Source organism: Mesorhizobium sp. WSM4833 (assembly GCF_055811095.1).
Genome location: NZ_JBVVQG010000005.1, coordinates 323,405 through 346,799, shown reverse-complemented (window position 1 = coordinate 346,799; position 23,395 = coordinate 323,405). Strand labels below are relative to the sequence as shown.

Annotated in this window: 23 protein-coding genes and 1 tRNA gene; 11 read left to right on the top strand and 13 right to left on the bottom strand. The window is 63.1% G+C overall.

Annotation, left to right across the window (positions count from 1 at the left end; all coding sequences use genetic code 11):
- Window positions 1-4 precede the first annotated feature (4 nt).
- From AC0L2D_RS12450 to AC0L2D_RS12440, 3 genes are all read left to right on the top strand, one after another.
- Window positions 5-976, top strand: coding sequence for a branched-chain amino acid ABC transporter permease (locus tag AC0L2D_RS12450; protein WP_024502115.1), 972 nt, complete (start codon window positions 5-7; stop codon window positions 974-976).
- 27 nt (window positions 977-1,003) lie between these two features.
- Window positions 1,004-1,651: a class I SAM-dependent methyltransferase gene (locus tag AC0L2D_RS12445; protein WP_473541157.1), complete on the top strand. Its 648-nt coding sequence runs from the start codon at window positions 1,004-1,006 to the stop codon at window positions 1,649-1,651.
- Window positions 1,652-1,742: 91 nt separating this feature from the next.
- Entirely contained in the window at window positions 1,743-2,801 is a 1,059-nt protein-coding gene (locus AC0L2D_RS12440; protein WP_473541156.1) for an aminopeptidase, read from the top strand.
- An 82-nt stretch (window positions 2,802-2,883) separates the two neighbouring features.
- Here AC0L2D_RS12440 and AC0L2D_RS12435 read toward each other — a convergent pair whose 3' ends face one another.
- The 9 genes from AC0L2D_RS12435 to AC0L2D_RS12395 form a co-directional block, all read right to left on the bottom strand.
- Window positions 2,884-3,117, bottom strand: a complete 234-nt coding sequence (locus tag AC0L2D_RS12435; protein WP_473541154.1) for a hypothetical protein — start codon at window positions 3,115-3,117, stop codon at window positions 2,884-2,886.
- A gap of 104 nt (window positions 3,118-3,221) precedes the next feature.
- Window positions 3,222-3,605 carry an SMU1112c/YaeR family gloxylase I-like metalloprotein gene (gloA2, locus tag AC0L2D_RS12430; RefSeq protein WP_027161129.1) on the bottom strand — a complete coding sequence of 128 codons (384 nt, stop codon included), beginning with the start codon at window positions 3,603-3,605 and terminating at the stop codon, window positions 3,222-3,224.
- A gap of 95 nt (window positions 3,606-3,700) precedes the next feature.
- A complete protein-coding gene (locus AC0L2D_RS12425) occupies window positions 3,701-4,681 on the bottom strand; it encodes a 2-dehydropantoate 2-reductase (protein ID WP_013528521.1) in 981 nt (326 codons plus the stop codon).
- Between the two features lie 2 nt (window positions 4,682-4,683).
- Window positions 4,684-6,210 (bottom strand): acyl--CoA ligase, encoded by a 1,527-nt coding sequence (locus AC0L2D_RS12420; protein ID WP_473541152.1) that lies wholly within the window; start codon window positions 6,208-6,210, stop codon window positions 4,684-4,686.
- A gap of 88 nt (window positions 6,211-6,298) precedes the next feature.
- Complete coding sequence (gene ggt, locus AC0L2D_RS12415) at window positions 6,299-7,885, bottom strand: gamma-glutamyltransferase (protein WP_473541151.1); 1,587 nt, start codon at window positions 7,883-7,885, stop codon at window positions 6,299-6,301.
- Window positions 7,886-7,949: 64 nt separating this feature from the next.
- The gene (locus tag AC0L2D_RS12410) at window positions 7,950-8,750 is read right to left on the bottom strand and encodes an ABC transporter permease (protein WP_473541150.1); all 801 of its coding nucleotides are present in this window, start codon (window positions 8,748-8,750) and stop codon (window positions 7,950-7,952) included.
- The gene (locus AC0L2D_RS12405; RefSeq protein WP_013528517.1) at window positions 8,747-9,673 is read right to left on the bottom strand and encodes an ABC transporter permease; all 927 of its coding nucleotides are present in this window, start codon (window positions 9,671-9,673) and stop codon (window positions 8,747-8,749) included. Before AC0L2D_RS12405 ends, AC0L2D_RS12410 begins: the two co-directional genes overlap by 4 nt.
- Complete coding sequence (locus AC0L2D_RS12400; protein WP_063169709.1) at window positions 9,673-10,755, bottom strand: ABC transporter ATP-binding protein; 1,083 nt, start codon at window positions 10,753-10,755, stop codon at window positions 9,673-9,675. Before AC0L2D_RS12400 ends, AC0L2D_RS12405 begins: the two co-directional genes overlap by 1 nt.
- 82 nt (window positions 10,756-10,837) lie before the next feature.
- Window positions 10,838-11,878 (bottom strand): ABC transporter substrate-binding protein, encoded by a 1,041-nt coding sequence (locus AC0L2D_RS12395; protein WP_473541149.1) that lies wholly within the window; start codon window positions 11,876-11,878, stop codon window positions 10,838-10,840.
- Between the two features lie 229 nt (window positions 11,879-12,107).
- On the opposite strand from AC0L2D_RS12395, the gene AC0L2D_RS12390 reads away from it, so the two are divergent.
- Window positions 12,108-12,809 carry a GntR family transcriptional regulator gene (locus AC0L2D_RS12390; protein ID WP_473541148.1) on the top strand — a complete coding sequence of 234 codons (702 nt, stop codon included), beginning with the start codon at window positions 12,108-12,110 and terminating at the stop codon, window positions 12,807-12,809.
- 124 nt (window positions 12,810-12,933) lie between these two features.
- Window positions 12,934-13,503, top strand: a complete 570-nt coding sequence (locus AC0L2D_RS12385; RefSeq protein ID WP_027161123.1) for a TMEM175 family protein — start codon at window positions 12,934-12,936, stop codon at window positions 13,501-13,503.
- A 28-nt stretch (window positions 13,504-13,531) separates the two neighbouring features.
- Here AC0L2D_RS12385 and AC0L2D_RS12380 read toward each other — a convergent pair whose 3' ends face one another.
- Both AC0L2D_RS12380 and AC0L2D_RS12375 read right to left on the bottom strand, forming a co-directional pair.
- The gene (locus AC0L2D_RS12380; protein ID WP_473541146.1) at window positions 13,532-14,290 is read right to left on the bottom strand and encodes an SDR family NAD(P)-dependent oxidoreductase; all 759 of its coding nucleotides are present in this window, start codon (window positions 14,288-14,290) and stop codon (window positions 13,532-13,534) included.
- 277 nt (window positions 14,291-14,567) lie between these two features.
- A complete protein-coding gene (locus AC0L2D_RS12375; protein WP_473541144.1) occupies window positions 14,568-15,461 on the bottom strand; it encodes a LysR family transcriptional regulator in 894 nt (297 codons plus the stop codon).
- Window positions 15,462-15,594: 133 nt separating this feature from the next.
- On the opposite strand from AC0L2D_RS12375, the gene AC0L2D_RS12370 reads away from it, so the two are divergent.
- The 3 genes from AC0L2D_RS12370 (at window position 15,595) to AC0L2D_RS12360 (ending at window position 18,484) form a co-directional block, all read left to right on the top strand.
- Window positions 15,595-16,854 (top strand): MFS transporter, encoded by a 1,260-nt coding sequence (locus tag AC0L2D_RS12370; protein WP_013528509.1) that lies wholly within the window; start codon window positions 15,595-15,597, stop codon window positions 16,852-16,854.
- Complete coding sequence (locus AC0L2D_RS12365) at window positions 16,845-17,939, top strand: alpha/beta hydrolase (RefSeq protein ID WP_013528508.1); 1,095 nt, start codon at window positions 16,845-16,847, stop codon at window positions 17,937-17,939. The genes AC0L2D_RS12370 and AC0L2D_RS12365 overlap by 10 nt, the downstream gene beginning before the upstream one ends.
- A 74-nt stretch (window positions 17,940-18,013) precedes the next feature.
- On the top strand, window positions 18,014-18,484 hold the full coding sequence (locus tag AC0L2D_RS12360) for a cyclophilin-like fold protein (protein ID WP_024502099.1): 471 nt from the start codon (window positions 18,014-18,016) through the stop codon (window positions 18,482-18,484).
- A 368-nt stretch (window positions 18,485-18,852) separates the two neighbouring features.
- On the opposite strand, the gene AC0L2D_RS12355 is transcribed toward AC0L2D_RS12360, so the two are convergent.
- Both AC0L2D_RS12355 and AC0L2D_RS12350 read right to left on the bottom strand, forming a co-directional pair.
- Window positions 18,853-18,929, bottom strand: a tRNA-Arg gene (locus AC0L2D_RS12355).
- Window positions 18,930-19,251: 322 nt separating this feature from the next.
- On the bottom strand, window positions 19,252-20,754 hold the full coding sequence (locus AC0L2D_RS12350; protein WP_473541143.1) for an ATP-binding protein: 1,503 nt from the start codon (window positions 20,752-20,754) through the stop codon (window positions 19,252-19,254).
- 278 nt (window positions 20,755-21,032) lie between these two features.
- Between AC0L2D_RS12350 and rpmH the strand changes: the two genes are divergently transcribed.
- The 3 genes from rpmH to yidC are packed head-to-tail and all read left to right on the top strand — an operon-like array spanning window position 21,033 to window position 23,363.
- Complete coding sequence (gene rpmH / locus AC0L2D_RS12345) at window positions 21,033-21,167, top strand: 50S ribosomal protein L34 (RefSeq protein ID WP_008833937.1); 135 nt, start codon at window positions 21,033-21,035, stop codon at window positions 21,165-21,167.
- Window positions 21,168-21,183: 16 nt separating this feature from the next.
- Window positions 21,184-21,537 (top strand): ribonuclease P protein component, encoded by a 354-nt coding sequence (gene rnpA, locus AC0L2D_RS12340; RefSeq protein WP_013528505.1) that lies wholly within the window; start codon window positions 21,184-21,186, stop codon window positions 21,535-21,537.
- 14 nt (window positions 21,538-21,551) lie between these two features.
- Window positions 21,552-23,363: a membrane protein insertase YidC gene (gene yidC / locus AC0L2D_RS12335; RefSeq protein WP_013528504.1), complete on the top strand. Its 1,812-nt coding sequence runs from the start codon at window positions 21,552-21,554 to the stop codon at window positions 23,361-23,363.
- The last annotated feature ends 32 nt before the right edge of the window (window positions 23,364-23,395 follow it).

Sequence of the window (23,395 nt, the reverse complement as noted above, 5' to 3'; positions counted from 1 at the left end):
TGACATGACCGAACTGACGCTTCGCGAGGCATCGGCCAAAACCTCGGCACGGCTGGAATGGATGCTGGTCGGGCTCGGCATCCTGGCGCTGCTGGTAGCGCCTTTCCTGATCTATCCGATCTTCCTGATGAAGATGCTGTGTTTCGCGCTGTTTGCCTGCGCGTTCAATCTTCTGCTCGGCTATACCGGGCTCTTATCGTTCGGCCACGCCACCTTCTTCGGCGGCGCCGCCTACTTCACCGCGCATGCCGTCAAGGTCTGGGGCTGGCCGCCGGAAGCCGGCATTCTGCTCGGCATGGCGGGTGCGGCCTTGCTCGGCCTTGTCATGGGCTTTTTCGCCATTCGCCGGCAAGGCATCTATTTCGCCATGATCACGCTGGCGCTGTCGCAGATGTTCTTCTTCTTCTGCGTGCAGTCGCCCTTCACGCAAGGCGAGGACGGCATTCAGGGCGTGCCGCGCGGCATGCTGCTTGGCGTCCTCGACCTGAACGTCTCGCTGAACATGTATTACTTCGTGCTGGCGGTGTTCCTGATCGGCGTCTTCGCCATCTGGCGCATCGTCAACTCGCCGTTCGGCATGATCCTGCGCTCGATCCGCGAGAACGAGAACCGCGCCATTTCGCTGGGCTATTCCGTCGCCAACTACAAGCTGGGCGCCTTCGTCATGTCGGCGGCCCTGGCCGGGCTGGCCGGCTCGCTCAAGGCGATCGTTTTCCAGTTCGCCACGCTCACCGACGTCACCTGGCAGATGTCGGGCGAGGTGATCTTGATGACGCTTCTCGGCGGCATCGGCACCATGGTCGGGCCGATCATCGGCGCCAGCCTTGTCATTGGCCTGGAAAACACGCTTGCCACTTCCGGCTTTCCGGTGACCATCGCCACCGGCCTCATCTTCATGGTGTGCGTGCTGATCTTCCGGCGCGGCATCGTCGGGGAATTTTATGCGCGGATTTTCAAGCGGGCGGGCAAGGACTGAGCACCGGAACCTGGGGGCCGCACGCCAATGTTGGACAACTACGCGGTGGACGGGTTTGGCGTGATCCACCAGGTCGACTCCAAACCGATCAGGTATGACAAGCAGTACATTTCCTATTACGAGGACCTGAGTGACCGGACCATCAAGCTCGGATATCAGCGACTCGGCTGGGTGCTGGGGATCACTGGCGAGATCCCCCGGTCCGTGCTGGAGATTGGATATGGCACCGGCACATTCATCGAAGCCGCGAAAATAACCGGGGTCGCCGACTGCGCCGGCTGCGACATAACCAGGTTTCCGCTGCCCAAGGGCGTCCGCTTCGTCGATTGGGATGAGGCGCTCTCCAGTTCGTGGGATCTCGTCGCCATGTTCGATGTGCTTGAGCATATCCCGAATCTGGGTTTCCTCGCCCGGCTTAAGGCCCGCTACCTGGCCGTCGCCGTCCCTTATTGCCGCTGGCGCGAGCTCGGCGCCGACGGCGACGCCTGGTTCCGGACGTGGCGTATGCGTCTTCCCGACGAGCACCTCCACCACTTCGATCGTGACTCGCTGGTGGCACTCCTCGCACACAGCGGCTTCGAATGCATGACGCTGAACTGCTTCGAGGACGGGATCAGACTGCGCCCTGGCGAAGTGGGTCCGAATATTCTGTCCGGATTCTTTAGAAAGCTATAGACCTCGATCAAATCGATGCGGCTGCTTGGGACCTGGGGCAATCGCGACAATCGCCCGATCGGTACGGGAGCACTGCTGTGGGCAAATCGTGATGCGCGCATTCTTTCGATTGGTTGCCGTTATGATCGTGGTGTCCGGCGTGACCGGCTGCACCAGTGTTTCTTATTATGCGCAATCCGTGCAGGGTCATCTGCGGATCATGACGGCGCGCCAGGATGTCGGAAAACTGATCGAGGACCCTTCGACGCCGAAGGCATTGCGCGCTCGAATGGCATCGGCGAGCGCCATACGACAGTTCGCAACGGATGAACTGGCGCTGCCCGACAACAACAGCTACCGCAGCTACGTCGATATCGGTCGGGACTCGGTGACATGGGCCGTCTTCGCCGCGCCGGCATTCTCGCTGACGCCGCGAACATGGTGTTTTCCAGTTTTCGGCTGCGTGCCCTACCGGGGATATTTCTCCAGGAAGTCCGCAATTGAAACCGCTGCCGAACTTCAAGGACAGGGCATGGATGTCTATGTGACGGGCATCACCGCATATTCCACGCTTGGCTGGTCGAGTGACCCGCTGCTGAGCACGATGTTCAGCGAGGATAAAACCTATCTTGCAGGGCTGGTGTTCCATGAACTGGCCCACCAGCGCGTCTACGTGCACGACGATTCCGCATTCAACGAGTCGTTCGCTGTCGCCGTCGAAACGACCGGCGTGAAAAAATGGCTGCGCGCGGCTGGCGATACCGCAGCATTGCGCCGTTACGAAGCCGCCCGGAGGCGCAAAGCTGAATTTCTTGCGCTGGTGTCGCAAACACGGGACGAGTTGGCGAAAGTCTATTCCAACGCCGGAACCTCGGAGCAAAAACTGGCCGCAAAGACGGCGGCGATCGAACGGCTGCGGATGCGCTACCGACACATGCGCGACAGGCGCTGGGGCCGATACCGGGGATACGATGCCTGGTTCGCTTCCCCGATCAACAATGCAAAGCTCGCCGCGACTTCCGTCTATAGCGATCGGGTGACCGCGTTTCTCCGCCTGTTCGATCTGTGCTCGGGCGACTATGTCAGGTTCTATGCGTCGGTCCGACGGATTGGCGCACTGGACCAAGCTCACCGTGCCGAAGCCCTTGCGGCGGCGGATAGCTGTTATTGAGCCGGCCAAATGGGAGGGCTCGGAGCGTCGGAGAACATGCGTCCGAAACCAACCAATCACACGGTTGAGATCGCGCGCGGTTCTACTGGTCCGAAAACTTCACGCTCACGCCGCGTTGCCGAAAATAAGCCTGCACCAACTTGCGGCCCGAGCGGTTGTTCTGCGCCAGCTTGGTCGGATCGAACACCGCCTGTTTGATCCCCTCTCGCGTCAGCGCCGCCTTAAGCGCCGCGATATGTGTGTCGATGTCGGCATTGTCCGCCCGGAGCGAGGCATAGATGCTCTCGGTCGCCTCGGCCACGGTCAGTTCGCTCATTGGTGTCGTCCTTTGGTTGGTTGGGCGGCGCTTAGCACAGATTCGCGGTCCGCCGATACCGAGACCGCCAGTACAAAGCGCCCATCGTGAAATCGAACCGTTCCTTATGGGGCTTCGTACAGTTCCAGCGGCAATCCATCCGGGTCCCTGAAAAAGGTAAACCGTTGGTCTGTGTATGGATCGATCCGGATTGGCTCGACGGCAACGCCTGCGGCTTCCAGGCGGATAATCACGGGATCAAGATTAGCCACCGCGAATGCCAGATGTCTCAGGCCTGTAGCCTCTGGGTGGGACGGCCGCATCGCCGGTGCAGGGAAGGAGAACAATTCCAGTTGGGCCGACCCGATCCGCAGATCCGCCTTCCATGACTGCCGCTCCTCCCGATAAACCTCCCGGATCAGATCGAGGCCGAGGAGTTCGACGTAGAACCGTCGCGACCGGTCGTAGTCGGTGCAGATGAGCGCGACGTGGTGAATGGCGTTCAGCATGCTGCTAACCCTGGTCAAGCTGGGAGATGAGGCCAAGGCGCTTCAAGGCCTGGATCGTCGCGCCCTCGCCACGGTGCTGATCAACCCCGAGCCCATTATCCATAACACCCGCGTTCCACCGCCAGCCGCCGCACCAGCGCCAGCACGGCATCGATGGTCGGGGTCGGCTTGTCCGTTAGTCTGCCAAGTTCCTGCACCGCGCTCACCAGCGCGTCGATCTCCATCGGCCGGCCACGCTCCAGGTCCTGCAGCATCGAGGTCTTGTGCTCGCCGACATCGCCGGCGCCCTTGATGCGCCGGTCGACCGCGATGGGAAAACGCACGCCGAGGCTTTCGCCGATCGCCTGCGCCTCCAGCATCATGGTGCGGGCGAGCGTGCGGGTGCCCTCGTCGGCGACGATCGCGGCAAGCGTGCTGCCGGTCAGCGCCGAGATCGGGTTGAAGGAGAGATTGCCCCACAGTTTTACCCAGATCTCGCTGCGGATGTCTTCGCGCACCGGCGCCTGCAAGCCGCCCTTGACCATCTCCTCGGCCAGAAGCGTGACCCGTTCGCTGCGCTCGCCCGAGGGTTCGCCGAGCGAGAAGCGTTTGCCCTCGACATGGCGGATGAGCCCCGGCGCATCGACCTCGACCGCGGGATAGACGACCGAGCCGATGACGCGGTCCGGTCCAATCCGCTGCCAGATCGCGCCGCCGGGATCGACCGCGTTCAGCCTGGTGCCTTCGAGCGGCCCGCCGACGCCGTGGAAATACCACCACGGCACGCCGTTCTGCATGGTGACGACTGATGTGTGGTCCCCAAGCAGCGGTGCGATCTGGTCGAGCGCCGGGGTGAGGGAATGGGCCTTCAGCGCCAGCACGACATAATCCTGCACGCCAAGTTCCTCGGCCTTGGCGGCGGCCCGGACGGGGACGGACGTCTCCTGGCCATCCTCGATCAGGCGCAGGCCATCTGCCTTGATCGCTTCCAGATGGGCGCCGCGCGCGACGATCGAGAGATCGGTGCGGCCGGCGGCGGCAAGCTTGGCAGCGAGATAGCCGCCGATCGCACCGGCGCCGAAGATGGTGATCTTCATCGTCAAAGCCCGAGTTTGGCGGCAAGGCCGATGCGCTGCAATTTGCCGGTCGCGCCCTTGGGGATCTCGTCCAGGATCAGGATCTTGCGCGGCACCTTGAAGTCGGCAAGCCGCGTCGCGGCAAAGGTGCGGATGTCGCCCTCGGTGGCGCTGATGCCTTCGCGCAGCACAACCGCCGCCGCCACCTCCTCGCCAAGCTTGCCATGCGGCATGGCGAAGGTGACGACCTGCGCCACCGCCGGATGGTCCATCAGCACATCGTCGACCTCGAGTGGCGAGATCTTTTCGCCGCCGCGATTGATGATCTCCTTGAGCCGACCGGTGACCCTGAGATAGCCATCCCCGTCCAGCACGCCCTGGTCGCCGGTGTGGAACCAGCCATGCGCGAAAGCCGTGGCGTTGGCATCCGGGTTCTTTTCGTAGCCCGTCGTGACATTGGGCCCGCGGATGACGATCTCGCCGGTCTCGCCTGCATCGAGCAGCCGCCCGTCGGGCGCCATCACAGCCACCTCCGGCCCGGCGGAGGCACCAACGCTGCCGGGCTTGCGCTGGCCCGGCGGCAGCCGGTTCGAGGCCATCTGGTGAGCCGCCTCGGTCATCCCGTAGGATTCGATCACCGGGCAGCCGAAGGTCGCTTCCAGCTCAGTCATGACCTGCGCCGGCAGCGACGCCGAGGACGAGCGGATGAAGCGCAGGCGCGCCGCAGCCAGCGCCTCGGTGTTGCGTGCCGCGCGGGCCAGGATCGCCTGATGCATGGTCGGCACCGCCGTGTACCAGCTCGGCTGCGCCTCGCTCAGCCACTGGAAGAAGCGCAGCGCGTTGAAACCCGGCGTGCAGTAGATGCTGCCGCCGGCAGCCAGCGACGACAGCACGGCCGCGATCAGGCCGTGAATGTGGAACAGCGGCATGATGTTGAGGCAACGGTCATCGGCCGTCAGGCCAAGGGTGCCGCCGATATGAGCTGCCGAGGCCGCGATATTGGCATGGCTCAGCGGCACCAGTTTTGGACGCGATGTCGTGCCGGAGGTATGCAGCAGCAGCGCAATGTCGCTGTCTTGCGCCATGTCGGGCGCGGCCTTCGGTCCGATCGCCGCGCCCTCGATAGCAAAACTGCCGGCCGGTGTGCCGGGCTGCACGACGAGCCGCAGCACGCCGATGCCGAGGCGTTCGGCCACCGTCACCGCGGGGCCGGTCTCACCCTCCGCGACGAGGATCGCCTTGGCGCCGATGTCGGTCAGGTAGAAATCGAGCTCGTCGGCCCGGTAGGCGGGGTTGAGCGGCGCCGTCGAGGCGGCGGCCGCCACGGCGACGAAGGCGGTGGCCATCTCGGGGCCGTTCGGCAGCACGATCGCCACCCTGTCGCCGCGGCCGATGCCGCGCGCATGCAGCTGTTTTGCCGTGTCGGCGATCATGCTGCGCAATCCGCCATGGCTGAGCGTTGCCCTGTCGGGCGCCAGAATGGCGGGGGCGTCGTCGGCGCCGGCGGCGAGACGGCGGGAGAGATCTGCGTGGGTTTCAGTTTGGGTCATGATCACCGGCTGGATTTCGAACGATTACTGGCGAGAGCCCTTCTGACGGGCTTGCCTCGATATGGGCGCCATTGGATAACGGATCGCCTCAATAGCCAAGCGCCAAACCATCCTTGCGCGGATCGGAAGCGCCGGTCAGCGTCCCCTTCTCCCAGTCGATCAGCACCACTTGCCCGCCGCCAAGCGGATGATGCGGTTCGGCGATGCGGTGGCCGCGCCGGCGCAGGCCCTCGGTTGCATCAGTGGGAACGCCACGCTCGGCTTCCACTGTGTCATCGTTGTAAAACACCCTCGGCGCATCCAGTGCCTGCTGCGGGTCCATGCCGAAATCGATCATGTTGGTGAGCAGGTGGACATGGCCAAACGGCTGGTAACCGCCGCCCATGACGCCGAACGGCATCACCACGCGGCCGTTCTTGGTCGCCATGCCCGGCATGATCGTGTGCATCGGCCGCTTGCCCGGCGCGATCGCGTTCGGATGCGCCGGCTCGAGGCGGAAGCTCGAACCACGGTTCTGCAGCACGATACCGGTCTTCGGGCCGACGACGCCACTGCCGAACGAATAATAGGTCGAGTTGATGAAGGAGACCGCGTTGCGGTCGCGGTCGACGATGGAGATATAGACCGTGTCGCTGCCGGGCAGCTCGACGCGCGGCAGATGCGTCATGGCGCGGTCGCGGTCGATCTCGGCGCGTAGCCGGTCGGCATAGGCGCCGGACAGGAGCTGCTTCAGGGGCACCGGGACATGGTCCTGGTCGCCGACATAGCGGTCGCGGTCGCGATAGGCCAGGCGTCCGGCCTCGATCTCCAGATGCAGGCGTTCGGCGCCATTGGGGTCGAGGTCGCCAAGCCTGAAGCCCGACAGCACGTTCAGCATCAAAAGCGCCGTCAGCCCCTGATTGTTCGGCGGCATCTGGTGGATCTCATGGCCGCCATAGGAGGTGCTGACCGGCGCCACATAGTCGCCTCTGGTCGCGGCGAAATCCTCGGCCGTATGAAGTCCGCCCAATTCGTTGAGCCGGCTCACCATATCGTCGGCGACCGCGCCTTCGTAGAAACCGGACCGGCCGTGTTTGGCGATGATGCGCAAGGTCGCCGCCAGTTCGGGCTGCCGATGGACGTCACCCGCCCTCGGCGCCCTGCCGCCGGGCAGGAAGATGCGCGCGGCATGCTCGTCGGCCGACAGGTCGGTCTCCGGCTCGGCCCAGTCGAAGGCGACGCGGTCGTGCACGACATAGCCGTTCTCGGCATAGTGAATGGCCGGCGCCAGCGCCTCGGCAAGGCCCTTGCGGCCATGGTCTTCGAGCAGGCGGCTCCAGGCGTCGACGGCGCCCGGTACGGTGACCGCATGCGGACCCTGCAGCGGGATGCGGTCGAAGCCTTTTTCGAGATACCAGCCGACCGTCGCCCTGGCCGGCGCTCGCCCCGAGCCGTTGAAGGCCAGCACATTGCCTTGTCCTCCGGGAGAATAAAGCACGAAGCAGTCGCCACCGATGCCCGTCGATTGCGGCTCGACCACACCCTGCACGGCGGCGGCGCAGACCGCGGCGTCCATGGCATTGCCGCCGGAGCGCAGCATGTCGATGGCCGCAAGCGTTGCAAGCGGATGCGAGGTCGCGGCAACCGCCTCGGTGGCACGAACCGGCGAGCGGCCGGGAAACTGGAAATCACGCATTCTGTCTGAATATCCCCTAGTCACTTCTGCAAATTGGTCACTTCTGCGAATTGATCTGGTGAAATCAATGCCGCCGGCCGAAGATCTGCGCAACCGACAACAGCACGACCGACAGAACGATCAGGCAGGTCGAGATGGCGGCGATCGTCGGGTCGATCTGGTCGCGCAGCGCATTGAACATACGGCGCGTCAATGTCGTCGTCTCGCCACCCGAGATGAACAGCGAAACCACCACCTCATCGAAGGACGTAATGAAGGCAAACAGCGCGCCCGAGACAATCGAGAAGCGCATCTGCGGCATCGTCACCTGCCAGAAGGCGGCGACGCGGCCGGCGCCAAGGCTGCGCGCCACGCGCTCCTGGTTCATGTCGTAGGAGCGCAATCCCGACAGCACGGTCAGCACCACCAACGGCAGCGCCTGCACCGTATGCGCGATGACCAGGCCGGTCAGCGTGTTGTTGAGGCCGATGCGCGCATAGAGGAAGAAGGTGCCGATGCCGATCAGGATCACAGGGACGATCAGCGACGCCGTCAGCAGCGCGTTGAAGGTGCCGTTGAAGCGCAGCGTGCCCCGGTTGATGGCATAGGCGGCCGCGGTGCCGAGCGGTGTCGCCACCAGCACGGTCATGACAGCCACCTTGACCGAGACGATCGTGGCATCGCGCCACTCCAGCGACCCGAAATAGGCCTGGTACCAGCGCAGCGACCATTGCTGCGGCGGGAATTGCAGCAGCGTCGAATCGGAAAACGACATGATGACGATGATGATCGACGGTGCGATCAGGAACAGCAGCACGAGGCCGCCGAGGCAATAGAGCCATAGGCGTTGCCGGTGCGAGATGGGCAGGCCGAGATCCCTACTCATCTCGAACTCCACACGCCGGTGGCACGCGCGCCGAGCAGCCACTGGAACAGGCCGAGAAGCGCCAGCGTCACCACCAGCAGCACCACGCCCAGTGCTGCACCCGCGCCCCAGTTTGAATAGAGGCTGGTGGTCTGTTCCATGCGCATCGCCCACATGATCACCTTGCCGCCGCCCATCAAAGCCGGCGTGACGAAGAAGCCCAGGCAGAGCACGAAGACGATGACCACGCCCGAGGCGAGGCCTGGCAGCGACAGCGGAAAGAAGATCTGCCGGAAGGTGGCAGTCGGGCCGGCGCCGAGATTCATGCCGGCGCGCAGGCAGTCGGTGTCGATGGTCTTCATCGAAGCGTAGAGCGGCAGCACCAAGAACGGCAGCAAGATGTGCGTCATGCCGATGACGACGCCGGAAAAATTGTTGGCGAGCGATAGCGGCTGGCTGATGATTCCGAGATCGATCAGCCAGCTGTTGATCAGTCCCTTGCGCTGCAGGATCACCAGCCAGGCATAGGTGCGCACCAGAACCGATGTCCAGAACGGCAGGATGACGAAGATCAGGCAGATCGACGCCGCCCGCCGCGGCAGTTGCGACAGCATGTAGGCCAAGGGATAGCCGAGCAGCACGCAGGCGCCGGTGACGATGAAGGCGACCTTGAAGGTGGTGATGAAGGTCTTGATGTAGGAGGCCTGCTCGAAGAATCGCGCATAATTGGCGGCGCTGAAGCCGCCCGCTTCGTCGAACAGCGACAGCCAGAACAGCCAGCCGATCGGCACGATGATGATGGCGAAGACCAGAAGCAGGCTTGGCGACAACAGCGCCAGCAGCCGTAGTGATTCACGCCGGGCGTCGGCGTGAAGTCCCTGCGTGTTGAGCTCCCGGCCTGCGGCGCTGCCGATCTCTTCCATGAGGGCGGGCTGCGCGCTCATCAGTCTGCCGCCACCAGGATCGTGTCCTGCGCATCGAGACCGAATGAGACTGGCTGGCCGGGCGCCGGCATTTTGGCCAGCACATCGCTGCGGCAATAGTCGCGCAAAGTCAGCTGGCGGCCGTCGCGCAACGCCGCGTAGCAGACGAAGCTGTCGCCCTGATAGATGATGTCGCTGACTTTCGCCTCGAGCACGTTGACGCCGCTTGTCGGTTCGGCGTCTGCCAGGAGCCGCAGCTTTTCCGGCCGCACCACCATCAGGTGCTGGCCAGCTGCCGGCACTGGTGCCGCGGTATGGATTCTCCGGTCCTCATACCAGACGGAGCCGTTGCGGCACTCGACCGGAATGAAATTCGATTCGCCGATGAAGCCGGCTACAAATCGCGTTTGCGGCCTGGCGTAGAGGGTTTCAGGCTTGTCGAGTTGTTCGATGCGCCCGGCGTTCATGACCGCGATGCGGTCGGACATGGTTATGGCTTCGCGCTGGTCGTGCGTGACATAGACGGTGGTCATGCCGAGCCGGCGATGCAGGGCGCGCAGCTCGATCTGCATGTGCTCGCGCAGGCCCTTGTCGAGCGCCGACAAGGGTTCGTCCATCAGCACGATGCGCGGCTCGAAGACGATGGCGCGTGCCAGCGCCACACGCTGTCGCTGGCCGCCGGAAAGCTGGTCGACCCGGCGTTCGCCCAGGCCCTGCAATTTCACCAGATCGAGCGCCTTCTCGACACGTTCGGCCGTCTCGGCGGCGGCGACGCCGCGCTGCTTCAGCGGAAAGGCGATGTTGTGGAAGACGTTCATGTGCGGAAACAGCGCGTAGTTCTGGAACACCATGCCGATGTTGCGCTTGTGCGGCGGCGTGGTGATGATCTCGTCGCCGCCGACCTTGATCGAGCCGGCATTGGCCCGCACGAAACCGGCCAGGATCATCAGCAGCGTCGTCTTGCCGGAACCGGAAGGGCCGAGCAGCGTCAGGAATTCGCCGGCCTCGACATCGAGGTTAAGGTCGCGCAGCACCGGGACGCTGCCAAATCGTTTCTCGATCCCGCGCATGCCGATGGGCAACGCGGATGGCGCAATGGACAAGATTTTTCGCTCCTTAGCCGCAGAGAACAGGTGGCGAGGCAGTGGCTGGTTACGCTGCCCGCCGTAAGCTTGTGTCCGCGGCCTATTGCTGGACCAGATTGTTGAACTTCTCCGTCGCCTCGACCAGATTGTCGCGCCAGAACTCGGCGTCCTGCAGCACCTGTTTCTTGACGTTTTCGGGCGCCGAATTGATGTCCTTGATCCTGTCCTGCGGGATCTTGCCGGTCTCGAAAGCCTTCTCGTTTACTGGGCCATTGTCGACGTAGAGCGGCAGATTGGCCTGCAGCTGCGGGCTGACGAACATCGCAAGCGCCTTCATCGCGGCTTCCTTGTTCTTGGCACCCTTGGGGATGACCATGCAGTCGGCGGTCAGCACGCCCTGGTCGAAGGAGAAGCTGACCGGCGCGCCTTCCTTCTTCAAGGTGCCGGCACGGCCGTTCCAGATGCTTGCCATGTCGACCTCGCCATCCTTGACCAATTGCATGGCCTGAGCGCCGGAGGTCCACCAGGCGTCTACATGGCCACGGATCTTGTCGACCGATTTCAGCGCGCCATCGACATCCACGGGATAGACCTTGTCGATCGGCAGGCCCGAGGCGAGAGCCGCGACGCTCAGCGTTTCGGTCGCCTGGCTGCCGCTCAACGCGCGCCGTCCCGGAAACTTTTCCACGTTCCAGAAGTCGGCCCAGGTCTTGGGGCCTTTGTCGCCGAACACATCAGTCCGATAGATCAGCACGACGGAGGTGTAGGATATGCCTACCCAGTCGTCATGGACGAGCTTGGGGTTGATGCCGCTCTTGTCGATAATGCCGTAGTCGAGCTTCTCGAACAGCCCTTCCTTCGAACCGCGCGCGCATTCGTCGGCGCCAAGTTCGGTGATGTCCCATTTCACTGCATTGCCGGTCACCTGCAGTCGCACGTCGTCGAGCCCGTTGGTGGTGTCTTCCTTGATGGTGATGCCGAGCGCGTCGGCGGTCGGCTTGAAGAACGCCTTGGTCTGCGCTTCCTGGTAGGTGCCGCCCCACGAGGCGACAGTGATGGTATCGCCCGCCACGGCGGGGGCCGCGACCGCTGCCACGAGGGCGGCCACCGCGACAACGCTGATGCTTCTGGTCCTGTTCATTTTCGGCTCTCCACCGGTGTTCCCATTGTTTTTGATTTCGCATGCTATTTTGTATACAATTTAGAGTGTAGCTTCGGGATCAGCGATGTCAACACCGATCGGCGTGCCTGGGGTCGTCGACCCGGGCTGGGAGATGGGGCGCCGGGGCGTGGCAAACCGCGCCGACTTTGAATACAGCTATGCGTGAGAACATATGCCGGCGGAAAGACCGGAGAACTGGAAACGGAACTTGGCCAAGGAAACCAAAAACACGCTGCGCGACTCGGTCTATTCCGCGCTCAAGGCGATGATCGTGACCGGCCAGATCCCGCCGGGATCGCGCGTCACCGAGAACGACATCGCCGCAAAACTCAATGTCAGCCGCACGCCGGTGCGCGAGGCCTTCAACCGCCTCGAGCGCGACGGCCTGGTCACCGGCCGGCCGCGCCAGGGCTATGTCGTCACCGAGTTCGACATCAACATGTTCCGCGAGGCCTTCGAGATCCGCGAACTGCTCGACGGCCACGCGACGGAACTGGCCGCCGCTGCTGCGACGGAACAGGACAAGGCGCGGCTGCGTGCCATGCTGGCCGAATGCGAGCGGCTGGCCGCCATTCCGGAGCGAACCACGCGCGAAAAATTCCAGGAGCTCGAAGTCGGCATCGACCTGCACCGCGTCATCGCCGAAATCAGCGGCAACGTCATGCTGCACAACATGCTGTGCGGCATCCTCGACAAGTGCCAGCACTATGTCTGGACCGAACTGTTGTGGCTCGACGAATGGAAGATCGCCCGCGACGAGCATGCCGAGATCGTCGAGGCGATCTGCGCAGGCGATGCCGCCCGAGCCGGCACGCTGGCCCGCGCCCACGTAAGGGGCTCGCGCGACAATGTGCTGCGCCTGCTGCAGGCGAAATCGGACTACCAGAGTTTTCTGGCCAAGGCGTCCTGAGCGGCGCTGGTGGCGGCGTCAGATGGTCCGAGCGGCCATGGATATTGCTATCGACAGCACTACTATATGTCTCACGAACTGCGACGAGGACGGTCCAGTGCTTCCCTCGACAGGGCTCGATCGGTTGAGCGCATTTTCGGATGGCGTGTTCGCCGTCCTCATCACGGTGCTGGTCCTCGACTTGCGCCCGCCGGAGTTGCCGACGTTCAAGGCGCTTCTGGAGCTCTGGCCGACATGGCTGAGCTACAGCGTCAGCTATCTCTTCATCGCCATCGTCTGGGCGAACCATCATCATCTGTTACGCCACGCCAGGGAGGCGACAGCCAGCCTGATGTGGTACAATTTCGCGCATCTGTTCTCGGTTTCGCTGCTGCCGCTGGCGACCGCGTGGATGGCGGTCAGCGAGCTGGCGCCGCAGCCGGTCGCCTTCTATGCCGCCGTCTTCTTCCTGGTGAACCTGACCTACATTCTTCTGATCCGCGAACTCATCGACCCGATGCCGGAGAACGCGGTTCCGCTCGCGGTGCGCAAGCGCATGCGCATCCGGTCGCTCGCGACGCTCTGCCTATTCGCGCTGGCGGGGCTGGTCGCCCTGAAATATCCAGTCGCGGGCTTGGCGATCTGTTGCTGCTGCTTGGCCGTCTATCTCAGGCCGGAAGCGCCGGGGGCAGGCAAAAGCTCGGGCAAAGGCTGAATTCTCGCACCCGACGCGTTGGACGGCTTCAGCCCTTGCGCTCCTGAAGGCTGTTGCCGCCATCGACCACCAGCAAGGCGCCGTTGACATAGCTGGCGCCTTCCGAGGCCAGGAACACGACCGCGGCGGCCACCTCATCCGGTCGCCCGGCCCGCGCCGGCGGCGTATTCAGGGCGGCTTGCCGCTCCATCTCGCTCGACGACCCTGTTTCGATCCAGCCGGGAGCCACCGCGTTGGCCGTGATGCCGTTTTTCGCCACTTCGAGCGCCAGCGTGCGTGTCAGGCCGACCATGCCGGCCTTGGCGGCGGAATAGGCTGATGTGCCCTCGAAAGACACCAGCGGTCCGGTGACCGACGCCACATTGACGATACGCCCGTAGCCCGCTTCGACCATCGCCGGCAGAAACGCCTTGGTGACGAGGAATGCCGTCTTCAGGCTGACGTCGATCCCCTGATCCCAGTCGGCCTCGGTCATGGCGAGAAACGCCTTGTCGACCGATGGCGATGCCAGCGAGCCCATGCCGGCATTGTTGACAAGGATATCGACCGCGCCGACATCGGCCCGCAACCGCGCGACATCGGCAGCGATGGTGAGATCGGCGACCACGGCCTTGGCGTCGATGCCTTCTGCACGGAGCTCAACGGCACGATCGAGCACACGCCCACTGGCACCGGTGAGAAAAACGGCATGGCCGGCATGGCCGAGCTGGCGGGCAATGGCGAAACCGATGCCGTCGGCCGCTCCGGCCCCGGTGATCAAAGCGCGCTTGATGGGGGTAGAGGTCATGGTCAAATCAGGCTCCGCTGGTTGCGCCTGTCGCGGTCTTACCACGCACATTGGGGTGATGGCGCTGCGAAGATTTGCTCTGCAACATCCCGCCCCGCTTTGCGTTCTCGACGTGCGAAGACGAGCCGAACGAGGCGTGGCGATAGAGCGGGCGTGGGAAGGACGATCTTGATGCCCGAGATCCGGAAAATACCGTGTCTTCCGCAGGTGGGTGCTATGCGAGCGGGGCGAAACGGGCTCGGCGTGCAGCCAATCGCGCGGGTTAGATCCTCTTGTCTCAATTCCGATGTCGTAGCGCGTCGACGATGACCTTGAACGCGGGAAGATTCTGACGACGGCTCGGATAATAGAGGAAATAGCCGTCGAAGAACGGCGACCAATCGTCGAGGACCTGCACCAGCAGGCCCGAGGCGATGTGCCGCTCCACGATGTTCTCGGGCACATAGGCGATGCCGTAGCCGTGCACGGCTGCGTCGATCATGGCATAGGAATTGTTGAAGGTCAGCTGGCCGTTTACCCGGACGCGCAACGCCTGCCCATCCTTCTCGAACTCCCATGCATAAAGACCGCCGGCGGTCTCGTGACGCATGTTGATGCAGACGTGGCGGATCAGGTCCTGTGGGTGCTCAGGCACACCACGCGCGGCGAAATAGTCGGGAGAAGCCACGGCCACCAAACGCCAGTCCGGACCAATTCGGACCGCGATCATGTCCTTCTCGACGCTCTCTCCCAACCGGACGCCCGCGTCGAAGCCCTCCTCGACGATGTTGCGGAACGTGCTGTCCAGGATCAGTTCGACACCGATATCGGGATAGGCGCTGAGGATTGGCTTCAGCTTGGGCCAAACCACGCTTTCAAGCGCGTGGTCGGACAGCGTCAGCCTGATCGAGCCCGAGGGTTTTTCACGAAACGCCATCAACGCGGCGATCTCATCCTCGATTTCGCCGATGCGCGGGGCGATCGTCTGTAACAGCCGCTCGCCTGCGGCGGTCGTCGCGACATTGCGCGTGGTGCGGGTCAGGAGGCGTATGCCCATTTGCGCTTCGATCTGCTTGATCCTGTGACTGAGCGTCGACTGCGCGACGCCGAGCTTTGCCGCCGCCTTGGTGAAGCTGCGCTCCTCGGCGACTGCCTGAAACCACGTCAGTTGATTGAGGTCGGTTTTGGCCATGAGCTTCTCTCGGTTGCCATGCCGCAGCACATTATTCGATGTGTTCGATTAGTTCATGCGAATTTCGATGGATAATCGCTTTATGGCAAAGCCACTAGTTTTGCGTTGCAACAATTCAGCAGGAGCAAACGACATGGCGATTGCCGCCGCAACCGATGCGGATAGCAAACCGGACGCCGCCTGGGGCGCGGTTCTTTCGATGGCACTGTGTGTGGCAATGCTGATCGCCTCGGAATTCATGCCGGTCAGCCTGCTCACCCCCATGGCCGAAGGATTGCGCGCAACTGAGGGACAGACCGGACAGGCGATCTCGATCAGCGGTCTTTTCGCCATAGCGGCGAGCATGGTCATCACCACCGCCGCTGGAACGCTGAACCGCAAATGGGTTCTGGTCGCGATGACGGCTTTCATGCTGTTGTCACTGGTTCTGGTTGCGGCGGCCCCGAATTTCTCCGTGCTGATGCTCGGTCGAGGCCTGTTGGGCATCTGCATCGGCGGCTTCTGGGCACTGGCCACCGCCGTCATCATGCGGCTGGTCCCTGAAAGGGATGTGCCGCGCGCGCTCGCCTTGATGTATGGCGGACAGGCGATCGCTGCGGCCTTCGCCGCGCCGATCGGCAGCTATCTCGGCGCCGTGTTCGGCTGGCGCGCGGTGTTCTGGGCGCTGACGCCAATCGTCGCCATCAACCTCGTCTGGCACTTGATCGCGCTGCCGTCGTTGCCCGCGCGCCAGCGGCAGGATTTCCGGACGATGTTCGGCCTGCTGAAGCGCCCCCATTTCCTGCGCGGCCTTATTGCCTCGATGTTATCCTGGGGCTCGGCCTTCACCATGTTCACCTATCTGCGCCCCTTCCTGGAGCAGGTGACGGGCGTCAACGTGGGGACGCTCTCGATCCTGTTGCTTGTACTGGGCTGTGCGGGCTTCCTCGGAACATGGGCGGCAGGGCGTTTCGTGAGCGGCAATGTCGCACCGCTGCTGCGGTTGCCCGCGCTGCTGATGGGCGGCTGCACGCTGGGGCTCCTGCTTCTCGGCGGTTCGGTAGCCGCCGCCGGCCTCTTCCTTGCTCTCTGGGGCGCGGCGAACACCGCAATGTCTGTGATCTGGATGACGTGGATGTCCCAAAACGCGGACGATGCGCCGGAAGCCGCCGGAAGCCTGATGGTCGCAGCCATCCAGGCGTCGATCCTGCTCGGTGCCGTGGTCGGCGGGCTGCTGCTGGATGGCATGACGGTCTTCGCGACCTTCGCCGGCAGCGTGGTTCTCGCCGGCCTTGCAATCGCCCTGATCGGCAATGGCCGGCGGTTGCTGAAGCCCGGACGCCCCGCACTGACGTTCGTTCAACGAACTGCCCAATCCCAATTCATACCAACAGGAGATCGGAAATGCCCATGAATACCCCTGACACGAAAAATTCGGCAAGCGTCATCCACCGGCGCGAACTGTTGAAGTTGACCGGCGCAGGCGTCGCCGCCTTCGGTGCAGTTTCAATATCCAACCCCTTCAAAGCAAAGGCTCAGAATATGTCAAAGCAATGGGATAAGGTCTTTCCGCTCAGCGATAAGATCGATCACGAGAAGATCACATTCAAGAACCGCTACGGCATCACACTGTCGGGTGATCTCTATCTGCCGAAGGACCGGGCCGGCGGACGTCTGCCGGCGCTTGCCGTCGGCGGTCCGTTCGGCGCTGTTAAGGAACAATCCTCTGGCCTTTACGCGCAGACGATGGCCGAGCGCGGCTTCGTCGCACTGGCTTTCGATCCGTCCTACACCGGCGAAAGCGGCGGCGAGCCGCGCAATCTCGCTTCGCCGGACATCAACACCGAGGATTTCAGCGCGGCCGTCGACTATCTCGGCCTGCACGCCGCCGTCGACCGTGAGCGCATCGGCGTCATCGGCATCTGCGGCTGGGGCGGCATGGCTTTGAATGCCGTCGCCGCAGACAAGCGCGTCAAGGCCGTGGTGGCGAGCACCATGTACGACATGACCCGTGTTATGTCGAAGGGCTACAACGACAGCGTGACCCCCGAACAGCGCGCACAGACATTGGAGCAACTGGGTCGGCAGCGTTGGACGGATGCGGAAAACGGCGCGCCAGCCTATCAACCACCCTACAACGACCTGCACGGCGGCGAGGCGCAGTTCCTGGTCGACTACCATGACTATTACAGGACGCCGCGCGGCTACCATGCGCGCGCGGTCAACTCAGGCAATTCCTGGACGCAGACCACGCCGCTGTCGTTCATGAATATGCCGATCCTGACCTACATCGCTGAAATCTCGCCGCGCCCGATCCTGTTCATCCATGGCGAAAAGGCCCATTCGCGCTACTTCAGCGAAACCGCCTTCGCGGCAGCGGCGGAGCCGAAGGAACTCATGATCATTCCAGGCGCCAGCCACACCGATCTTTACGACAAGGTGGACGTGATCCCGTTCGACAAGCTGACCAGCTTCTTCAACCAGCATCTCGCTGCCTGACCAGGTCGTATCGTCGAAGGGTGCGGCCGTGTGCAGGAACGATGGACATGGCCGCACCGACCGGGAGACTTTAAATGACACGCGCCGCCGTATGGCTTTCACGCCGCACCTTGCTGGCAGGTGCTGCCAGCCTCGCGCTCCCCTCTTCGGTGCGCTCTCAGACCGACGCAGCCACGGATAGGAAAGGAGCCACCATGCGCCTTAGATTCATCTTCGGGGATCAGGATTTCACGGCGACGCTGGAGGACAATCCTTCCGCGCACGATCTGGTCTCGATCCTGCCGCTGGATCTGACGATCGACGACTATTCGACCAACGAGAAGATCGCCTACCTGCCGCGCAAGCTCACCGAGGAAGGCAGCGGTCGCTTCGGCAACGAGGCGACTGGCGATCTCTGCTACTACGCCCCCTGGGGCAATCTGGCGATGTTTCATGGTCCCTACCGCTGGTCGCGCGGCCTGATCCGGCTCGGGCGACTGGACCAGGGCCCGGCGCCCCTTCTGACGCGCGGAGAACATCCGCTGCGCGTCGAAATGCTTTCCTGAACCCGGGAAGGCCGCTGCGCATGGGGACAATGCCGCGGATGCCGGAAAACCGAAGCAGGTTTCGAGTGACTGACACACGCCGACCAAGTGGTATGAGCGCCTGCTGACCTCGATCCATGATCTGATACAAATACATGATGCTCGCCTGTCGGGAGATCGCTGTCAGATCGTCGTCGGCACCATCCACATCAATCACCGCTTGGAACTCCGCTCCGGCCGCGTCGGAACTCCGCCAATCTGAAGAGCTTCGAACTCTTTACTGCCTAACGCCGCCGTTTCTACGCTTTTTCGCTCGCAGGCTATTCCCCGCTCGTCGCGTAGGCACCAATTCGGCAGCTATATCGTCGCATAGAAACGATGAATGGTTTTGGCGCGCCCGAAGAGATTCGAACTCCTGACCCCCAGATTCGTAGTCTGGTGCTCTATCCAGCTGAGCTACGGGCGCGCAACAGGCCATGCTTTCCATGACCCCGCGATCCGATCGTGAACGACCGGTCGCGACGAGACGTGTTCCCTAGCGACTGAATTTCCGAAAAGCAAGCCGATCCGGTAAAAGTTTTGTCGCAGGCGTGTCATCCGGCAATGACAGCTCGCTTCTCGGCGCCTCAAAACAACCAAAGCGCATCGTGTCTGGGTGGTTCAGACGATGCGCTTTCCATGCATGCCGCCTCTCAGGGCAAAAGGCCGTTTCGCGGGCGACATGTTTCTGGAAGGAAGGGGTGAGACCGAAAAGCTAGGTGTTGCCAAGCGGAAACCGGTCAAGAACCTCACGCCGGGCGGCGCAGGCCGTTGCGGGCCTGGTCGAGCCGGACCGGCTGGTCGGGGATGGTGACGGCGAATGTGGTGCGCCCGCCAATGCTCTCGACCAGCTCGACCGTGCCGCCATGCGCGCGGATCAGTTCGTGCGCGATCGCCAGGCCAAGGCCGGTGCCGCCGCTGCGCGCCGAGCCGCGAAAGGCCGCGAACAGGTTTTCCCGCGCCTTGGGCGGCAGGCCGGGGCCGGTGTCGCTGACGGCGATGCGGCTGACGCTGCCCAGGCGCACGGCCGACACCGCCAGGCGGCGCACCAGGGCGCTTTCACTGTCGGTCGCCATCGCCTGCACGGAATTCCGGCACAGATTGGTCAGCACCCTGAACAACTGGTCGGAATCGGCATCGACCTCGAAGGCCGGCTCAACCGAATTGACGAACTCGATGCCTTGCTCGATGTCAAGCAGGCCATGCACGTCCTCGACCAGTTGCCGCAGCCTCAGGCGTCGGCGCGCCGGCGGCGGCTCCTGCGTGCGGCCGTAGTGAAGCACGCCTTCGGAATAAGACACGGCGCGGTCGAGCGCGCGCAGCAGTTTCGGCGCGAAGGCCTGCACCGTCGGATCCTTGACCTGACGCAAGCGGTCCGACATCAGCTGCGCCGAAGCCAGGATGTTGCGCATGTCATGGTTGATCTTGGAAACCGCCAGGCCGAGATCGGCAAGATGCTTCTGCTCGGAGAGCATTTTTTGCAGCCGTTCCTGCATCTGCGACAGCTCGCGCTCGGCAACGCCGATCTCGTCGGCGCGGGCAGCCGGATGGATGATCCGCCCGGGATCGTCAGGGGCTTCGGAGAAAGACAGCATCGAGCGCGTCATCGTCCGGATCGGCCCGATCATGATCAGGTCGATGGCGGCGTAGACCAGCATGGCGGTGAACAGCGAGATCAGCAGCGAGACGAAGGCGACGTTGCGCGAATAGCGCAGCATCGCGTTGCGCAGGCTGTTGTCGGGCATGATCAGCTCGAACTCCTTGTCCGAGTCGCCGACCGGACCGAAGACGCGCAGCATACGGTCGCCGCCGAAAAACAACGTGTCGAGCGCGCCGGTCATGCCCTTGATCATGCCGATCGAGGCGATATCGATGTGTTCGTCGACCTTCGGCGGCATTTCGGCCACCACCAGCAGCCGCGAGACGCCGCCGTCGCGCACCGCGATCGCCTTGGCGCCGATCGCCATCAGCACGTCGTTCTGCGCCGTGCGCGACAGCGAGGTGGGTTCACCCTGCACCAGCACGATCGACACCGCCGCCGCCGTGCTCAGCCGCTCCTTCAGCCAGTTCAGCCGGTAGCTGGCGATCCAGGGCAGGAAGATCAGCACTTCGGCCAGCAGCACGAAGACGATGGTCAGTAGCAGCAGCTTGGTCGACAGGCCGCGCGACAGCGGAACCGTGCGCACGCTGGCCGGCGCCTCGGTGGACCCCGCCGTGCCAATCCCTTCCTGTGCCTGTATGGTTTCGCTCATGCGGCTAATGTCTTCACGATCACTTGATCAACGCAGATTAGGCGATTACGGCTTTTTTGCCAATTTCATCCTTGGTCGCAAACATAAACCGGCCTGAATGGCGAAGCTTTCGGCCCGACGACTCCGGATTGACTTCCAAAAGCCTTCTTTCTATAAGCCCGCACACGCTCGGGCCATTCGTCCCGGCGCGGTTTCGATCGCGCCAAAGCCGGCCCGGCAAAGCTCCTGTTACACAGTGACAGAATCAAGAAGGGCCGCACCCCGCGGTATTAAAACAAATGAAGCGTACCTACCAACCGTCCAAACTCGTCCGCAAACGTCGGCACGGCTTTCGTGCCCGCATGGCCACCAAGGGTGGTCGCGGCGTCGTCGCAGCTCGCCGCAACCGCGGTCGCAAGCGGCTCAGCGCCTGAACGGAAGACGAGATCGTTGCCCGCATCCGGCAAGCCAGTGGGACCAAATCCCAAGCGGCTTCTGAAGCGCGCGGAATTCCTGGCTGTCCGTCGTGGTGAAAAACGACGCGGGCGGCTTTTTCTCGTCGAAGTTCTCGACCGCGGCGACGGCCTGTCGCCGCGCGTCGGCTACACCGTCACCAAGAAGGTCGGCAATGCGGTTGTCCGCAACCGCGTCCGGCGGCGGCTGCGAGAAGCCGTCCGTACGCATGCGGCAAGTGACATGGCGCCTGGCAATGACTATGTCATCGTCGGGCGCGAAGACGTGCTTACCACTCCGTTCGGCCAATTGAAGGCCGAACTCTCCCGCCGACTGCGCGGAACACGATAGGCCAAGGGCTTTCGATGGAAAACAACCGGAACTTCTTCATCACCATCGCGCTGTCGGTGCTGATCCTGGCGGTATGGCAATATTTTTATGTGTTGCCGCGCAGCGAAGCGCAGCGCGAGGCCGCCCGCGTCGAACAGCAGCGCGTCGAGGAGCAGAAGAAGGCCGCCGGCACCAATCCCGGTACCGACACCGGAACGCCCGCCGCCCCTGGCGCCATTCCAAACGCACCCGGCACCGATGCCGTGACGCCGGCCGGCCGCGAACAGGCACTGGCCACGACGACCCGCGCGAAGATCGACACGCCGAGCCTCGAGGGTTCGATCAACCTGACCGGCGCCCGTCTCGACGACCTCAAGCTCAAGCACTACACCGAGACGGTCGACAAGAACTCGCCCGAGATCAGCCTGCTCAATCCGGCAGCACTGCCCAATGGCTACTATGCCGAGATCGGCTTCGTCGGCAACGACAAGACCGGCGCGGTGCCCGGTCCCGAAACAGTGTGGGCTGTCGACGGCAATGCGACACTGACGCCGACGACCCCGGTCACGCTGACCTATTCGAACGACAAGGGCCTGACCTTCAAGCGCACCTTTTCCGTCGACACCAACTACATGTTCACGGTGTCCGACACGGTGCAGAATGCCGGCACGGCCGCCGTCTCGCTGTCCAATTACGGCCGCGTCACCCGCTTCGACAAGCCGCTCGTTGCAAGCACCTATGTGCTGCATGAGGGCCTGATCGGCTTCACCGGCACGGAAGGCCTGCAGGAACACAAATACGCGTCCATCGAGAAGGACAAGCAGTTCACGCCGGGCAAGTCGACCGACGGCTGGCTCGGCATCACCGACAAATACTGGGCGGTGACGCTGGTGCCGACCGAGAAGCAGCCGTTCCAGCCGCGCTATGCCTATTTCGAGGACGGCCGCCATCGCTACCAGTCCGACTTCCTCACCGACCCGATCACCGTCGATGCCGGCCAGTCGGCGACGGTGGAGAGCGAGATCTTCGCGGGCGCCAAGGAAGTCGGCAAGATCAACGCCTATGCGGAAGACCGTCATATCAAGCGGTTCGACCTTTTGATCGACTGGGGCTGGTTCCACTTCATCACCAAGCCGATGTTCTGGCTGATCGACACGCTCTACAAATTCTTCGGCAATTTCGGCCTGGCCATTCTCGCCACCACCGTCATCGTCAAGGCCATCTTCTATCCGCTCGCCAACAAGTCGTACGCGTCGATGGCGAACATGAAGAAGGTGCAGCCGAAAATGCTCGAGATCCGCGAGAAATACGCGGACGACAAGATGAAGCAGCAGCAGGCGATGATGGAGCTGTACAAGACCGAGAAGATCAACCCGCTTGCCGGCTGCTGGCCGGTGGCGCTGCAAATCCCGGTCTTCTTCTCGCTCTACAAGGTGCTCTACATCACCATCGAAATGCGGCACGCGCCGTTCTTCGGCTGGATCCAGGATCTGGCCGCGCCCGATCCGACGTCGCTGTTCAACCTGTTCGGCCTGATCCCGGTCACCCTGCCGCACATGCTGATGATCGGCGTCTGGCCGCTGATCATGGGCGTCACCATGTTCCTGCAGATGCGCATGAACCCGACGCCGCCGGATCCGACGCAGGCTGCGATCTTCACCTGGATGCCTGTCATCTTCACCTTCATGATGGCGGGTTTCCCGGCCGGCCTGGTCATCTACTGGGCCTGGAACAACACGCTGTCGATCCTCCAGCAGGGCATCATCATGAAGCGCCAGGGCGCCAAGATCGAGCTGTGGGACAATCTGGTCGCGCTGTTCCGAAAGAAACCATCACCGGCCGAATAGAAGGCGCAGCGCTTTCTCCAGTCTTCAAAGCC

Bases quoted from the DNA above. Each gene is read 5' to 3' on its own strand.
- AC0L2D_RS12450 (WP_024502115.1), top strand. From the start codon at position 5: ATGACCGAACTGACGCTTCGCGAGGCATCGGCCAAAACCTCGGCACGG.
- AC0L2D_RS12445 (WP_473541157.1), top strand. From the start codon at position 1,004: ATGTTGGACAACTACGCGGTGGACGGGTTTGGCGTGATCCACCAGGTC.
- AC0L2D_RS12440 (WP_473541156.1), top strand. From the start codon at position 1,743: ATGCGCGCATTCTTTCGATTGGTTGCCGTTATGATCGTGGTGTCCGGC.
- AC0L2D_RS12435 (WP_473541154.1), bottom strand. From the start codon at position 3,117: ATGAGCGAACTGACCGTGGCCGAGGCGACCGAGAGCATCTATGCCTCG.
- gloA2 (WP_027161129.1), bottom strand. From the start codon at position 3,605: ATGCTGAACGCCATTCACCACGTCGCGCTCATCTGCACCGACTACGAC.
- AC0L2D_RS12425 (WP_013528521.1), bottom strand. From the start codon at position 4,681: ATGAAGATCACCATCTTCGGCGCCGGTGCGATCGGCGGCTATCTCGCT.
- AC0L2D_RS12420 (WP_473541152.1), bottom strand. From the start codon at position 6,210: ATGACCCAAACTGAAACCCACGCAGATCTCTCCCGCCGTCTCGCCGCC.
- ggt (WP_473541151.1), bottom strand. From the start codon at position 7,885: ATGCGTGATTTCCAGTTTCCCGGCCGCTCGCCGGTTCGTGCCACCGAG.
- AC0L2D_RS12410 (WP_473541150.1), bottom strand. From the start codon at position 8,750: ATGAGTAGGGATCTCGGCCTGCCCATCTCGCACCGGCAACGCCTATGG.
- AC0L2D_RS12405 (WP_013528517.1), bottom strand. From the start codon at position 9,673: ATGAGCGCGCAGCCCGCCCTCATGGAAGAGATCGGCAGCGCCGCAGGC.
- AC0L2D_RS12395 (WP_473541149.1), bottom strand. From the start codon at position 11,878: ATGAACAGGACCAGAAGCATCAGCGTTGTCGCGGTGGCCGCCCTCGTG.
- AC0L2D_RS12380 (WP_473541146.1), bottom strand. From the start codon at position 14,290: ATGACCTCTACCCCCATCAAGCGCGCTTTGATCACCGGGGCCGGAGCG.
- AC0L2D_RS12375 (WP_473541144.1), bottom strand. From the start codon at position 15,461: ATGGCCAAAACCGACCTCAATCAACTGACGTGGTTTCAGGCAGTCGCC.
- AC0L2D_RS12370 (WP_013528509.1), top strand. From the start codon at position 15,595: ATGGCGATTGCCGCCGCAACCGATGCGGATAGCAAACCGGACGCCGCC.
- AC0L2D_RS12365 (WP_013528508.1), top strand. From the start codon at position 16,845: ATGCCCATGAATACCCCTGACACGAAAAATTCGGCAAGCGTCATCCAC.
- AC0L2D_RS12360 (WP_024502099.1), top strand. From the start codon at position 18,014: ATGACACGCGCCGCCGTATGGCTTTCACGCCGCACCTTGCTGGCAGGT.
- AC0L2D_RS12350 (WP_473541143.1), bottom strand. From the start codon at position 20,754: ATGAGCGAAACCATACAGGCACAGGAAGGGATTGGCACGGCGGGGTCC.
- rpmH (WP_008833937.1), top strand. From the start codon at position 21,033: ATGAAGCGTACCTACCAACCGTCCAAACTCGTCCGCAAACGTCGGCAC.
- yidC (WP_013528504.1), top strand. From the start codon at position 21,552: ATGGAAAACAACCGGAACTTCTTCATCACCATCGCGCTGTCGGTGCTG.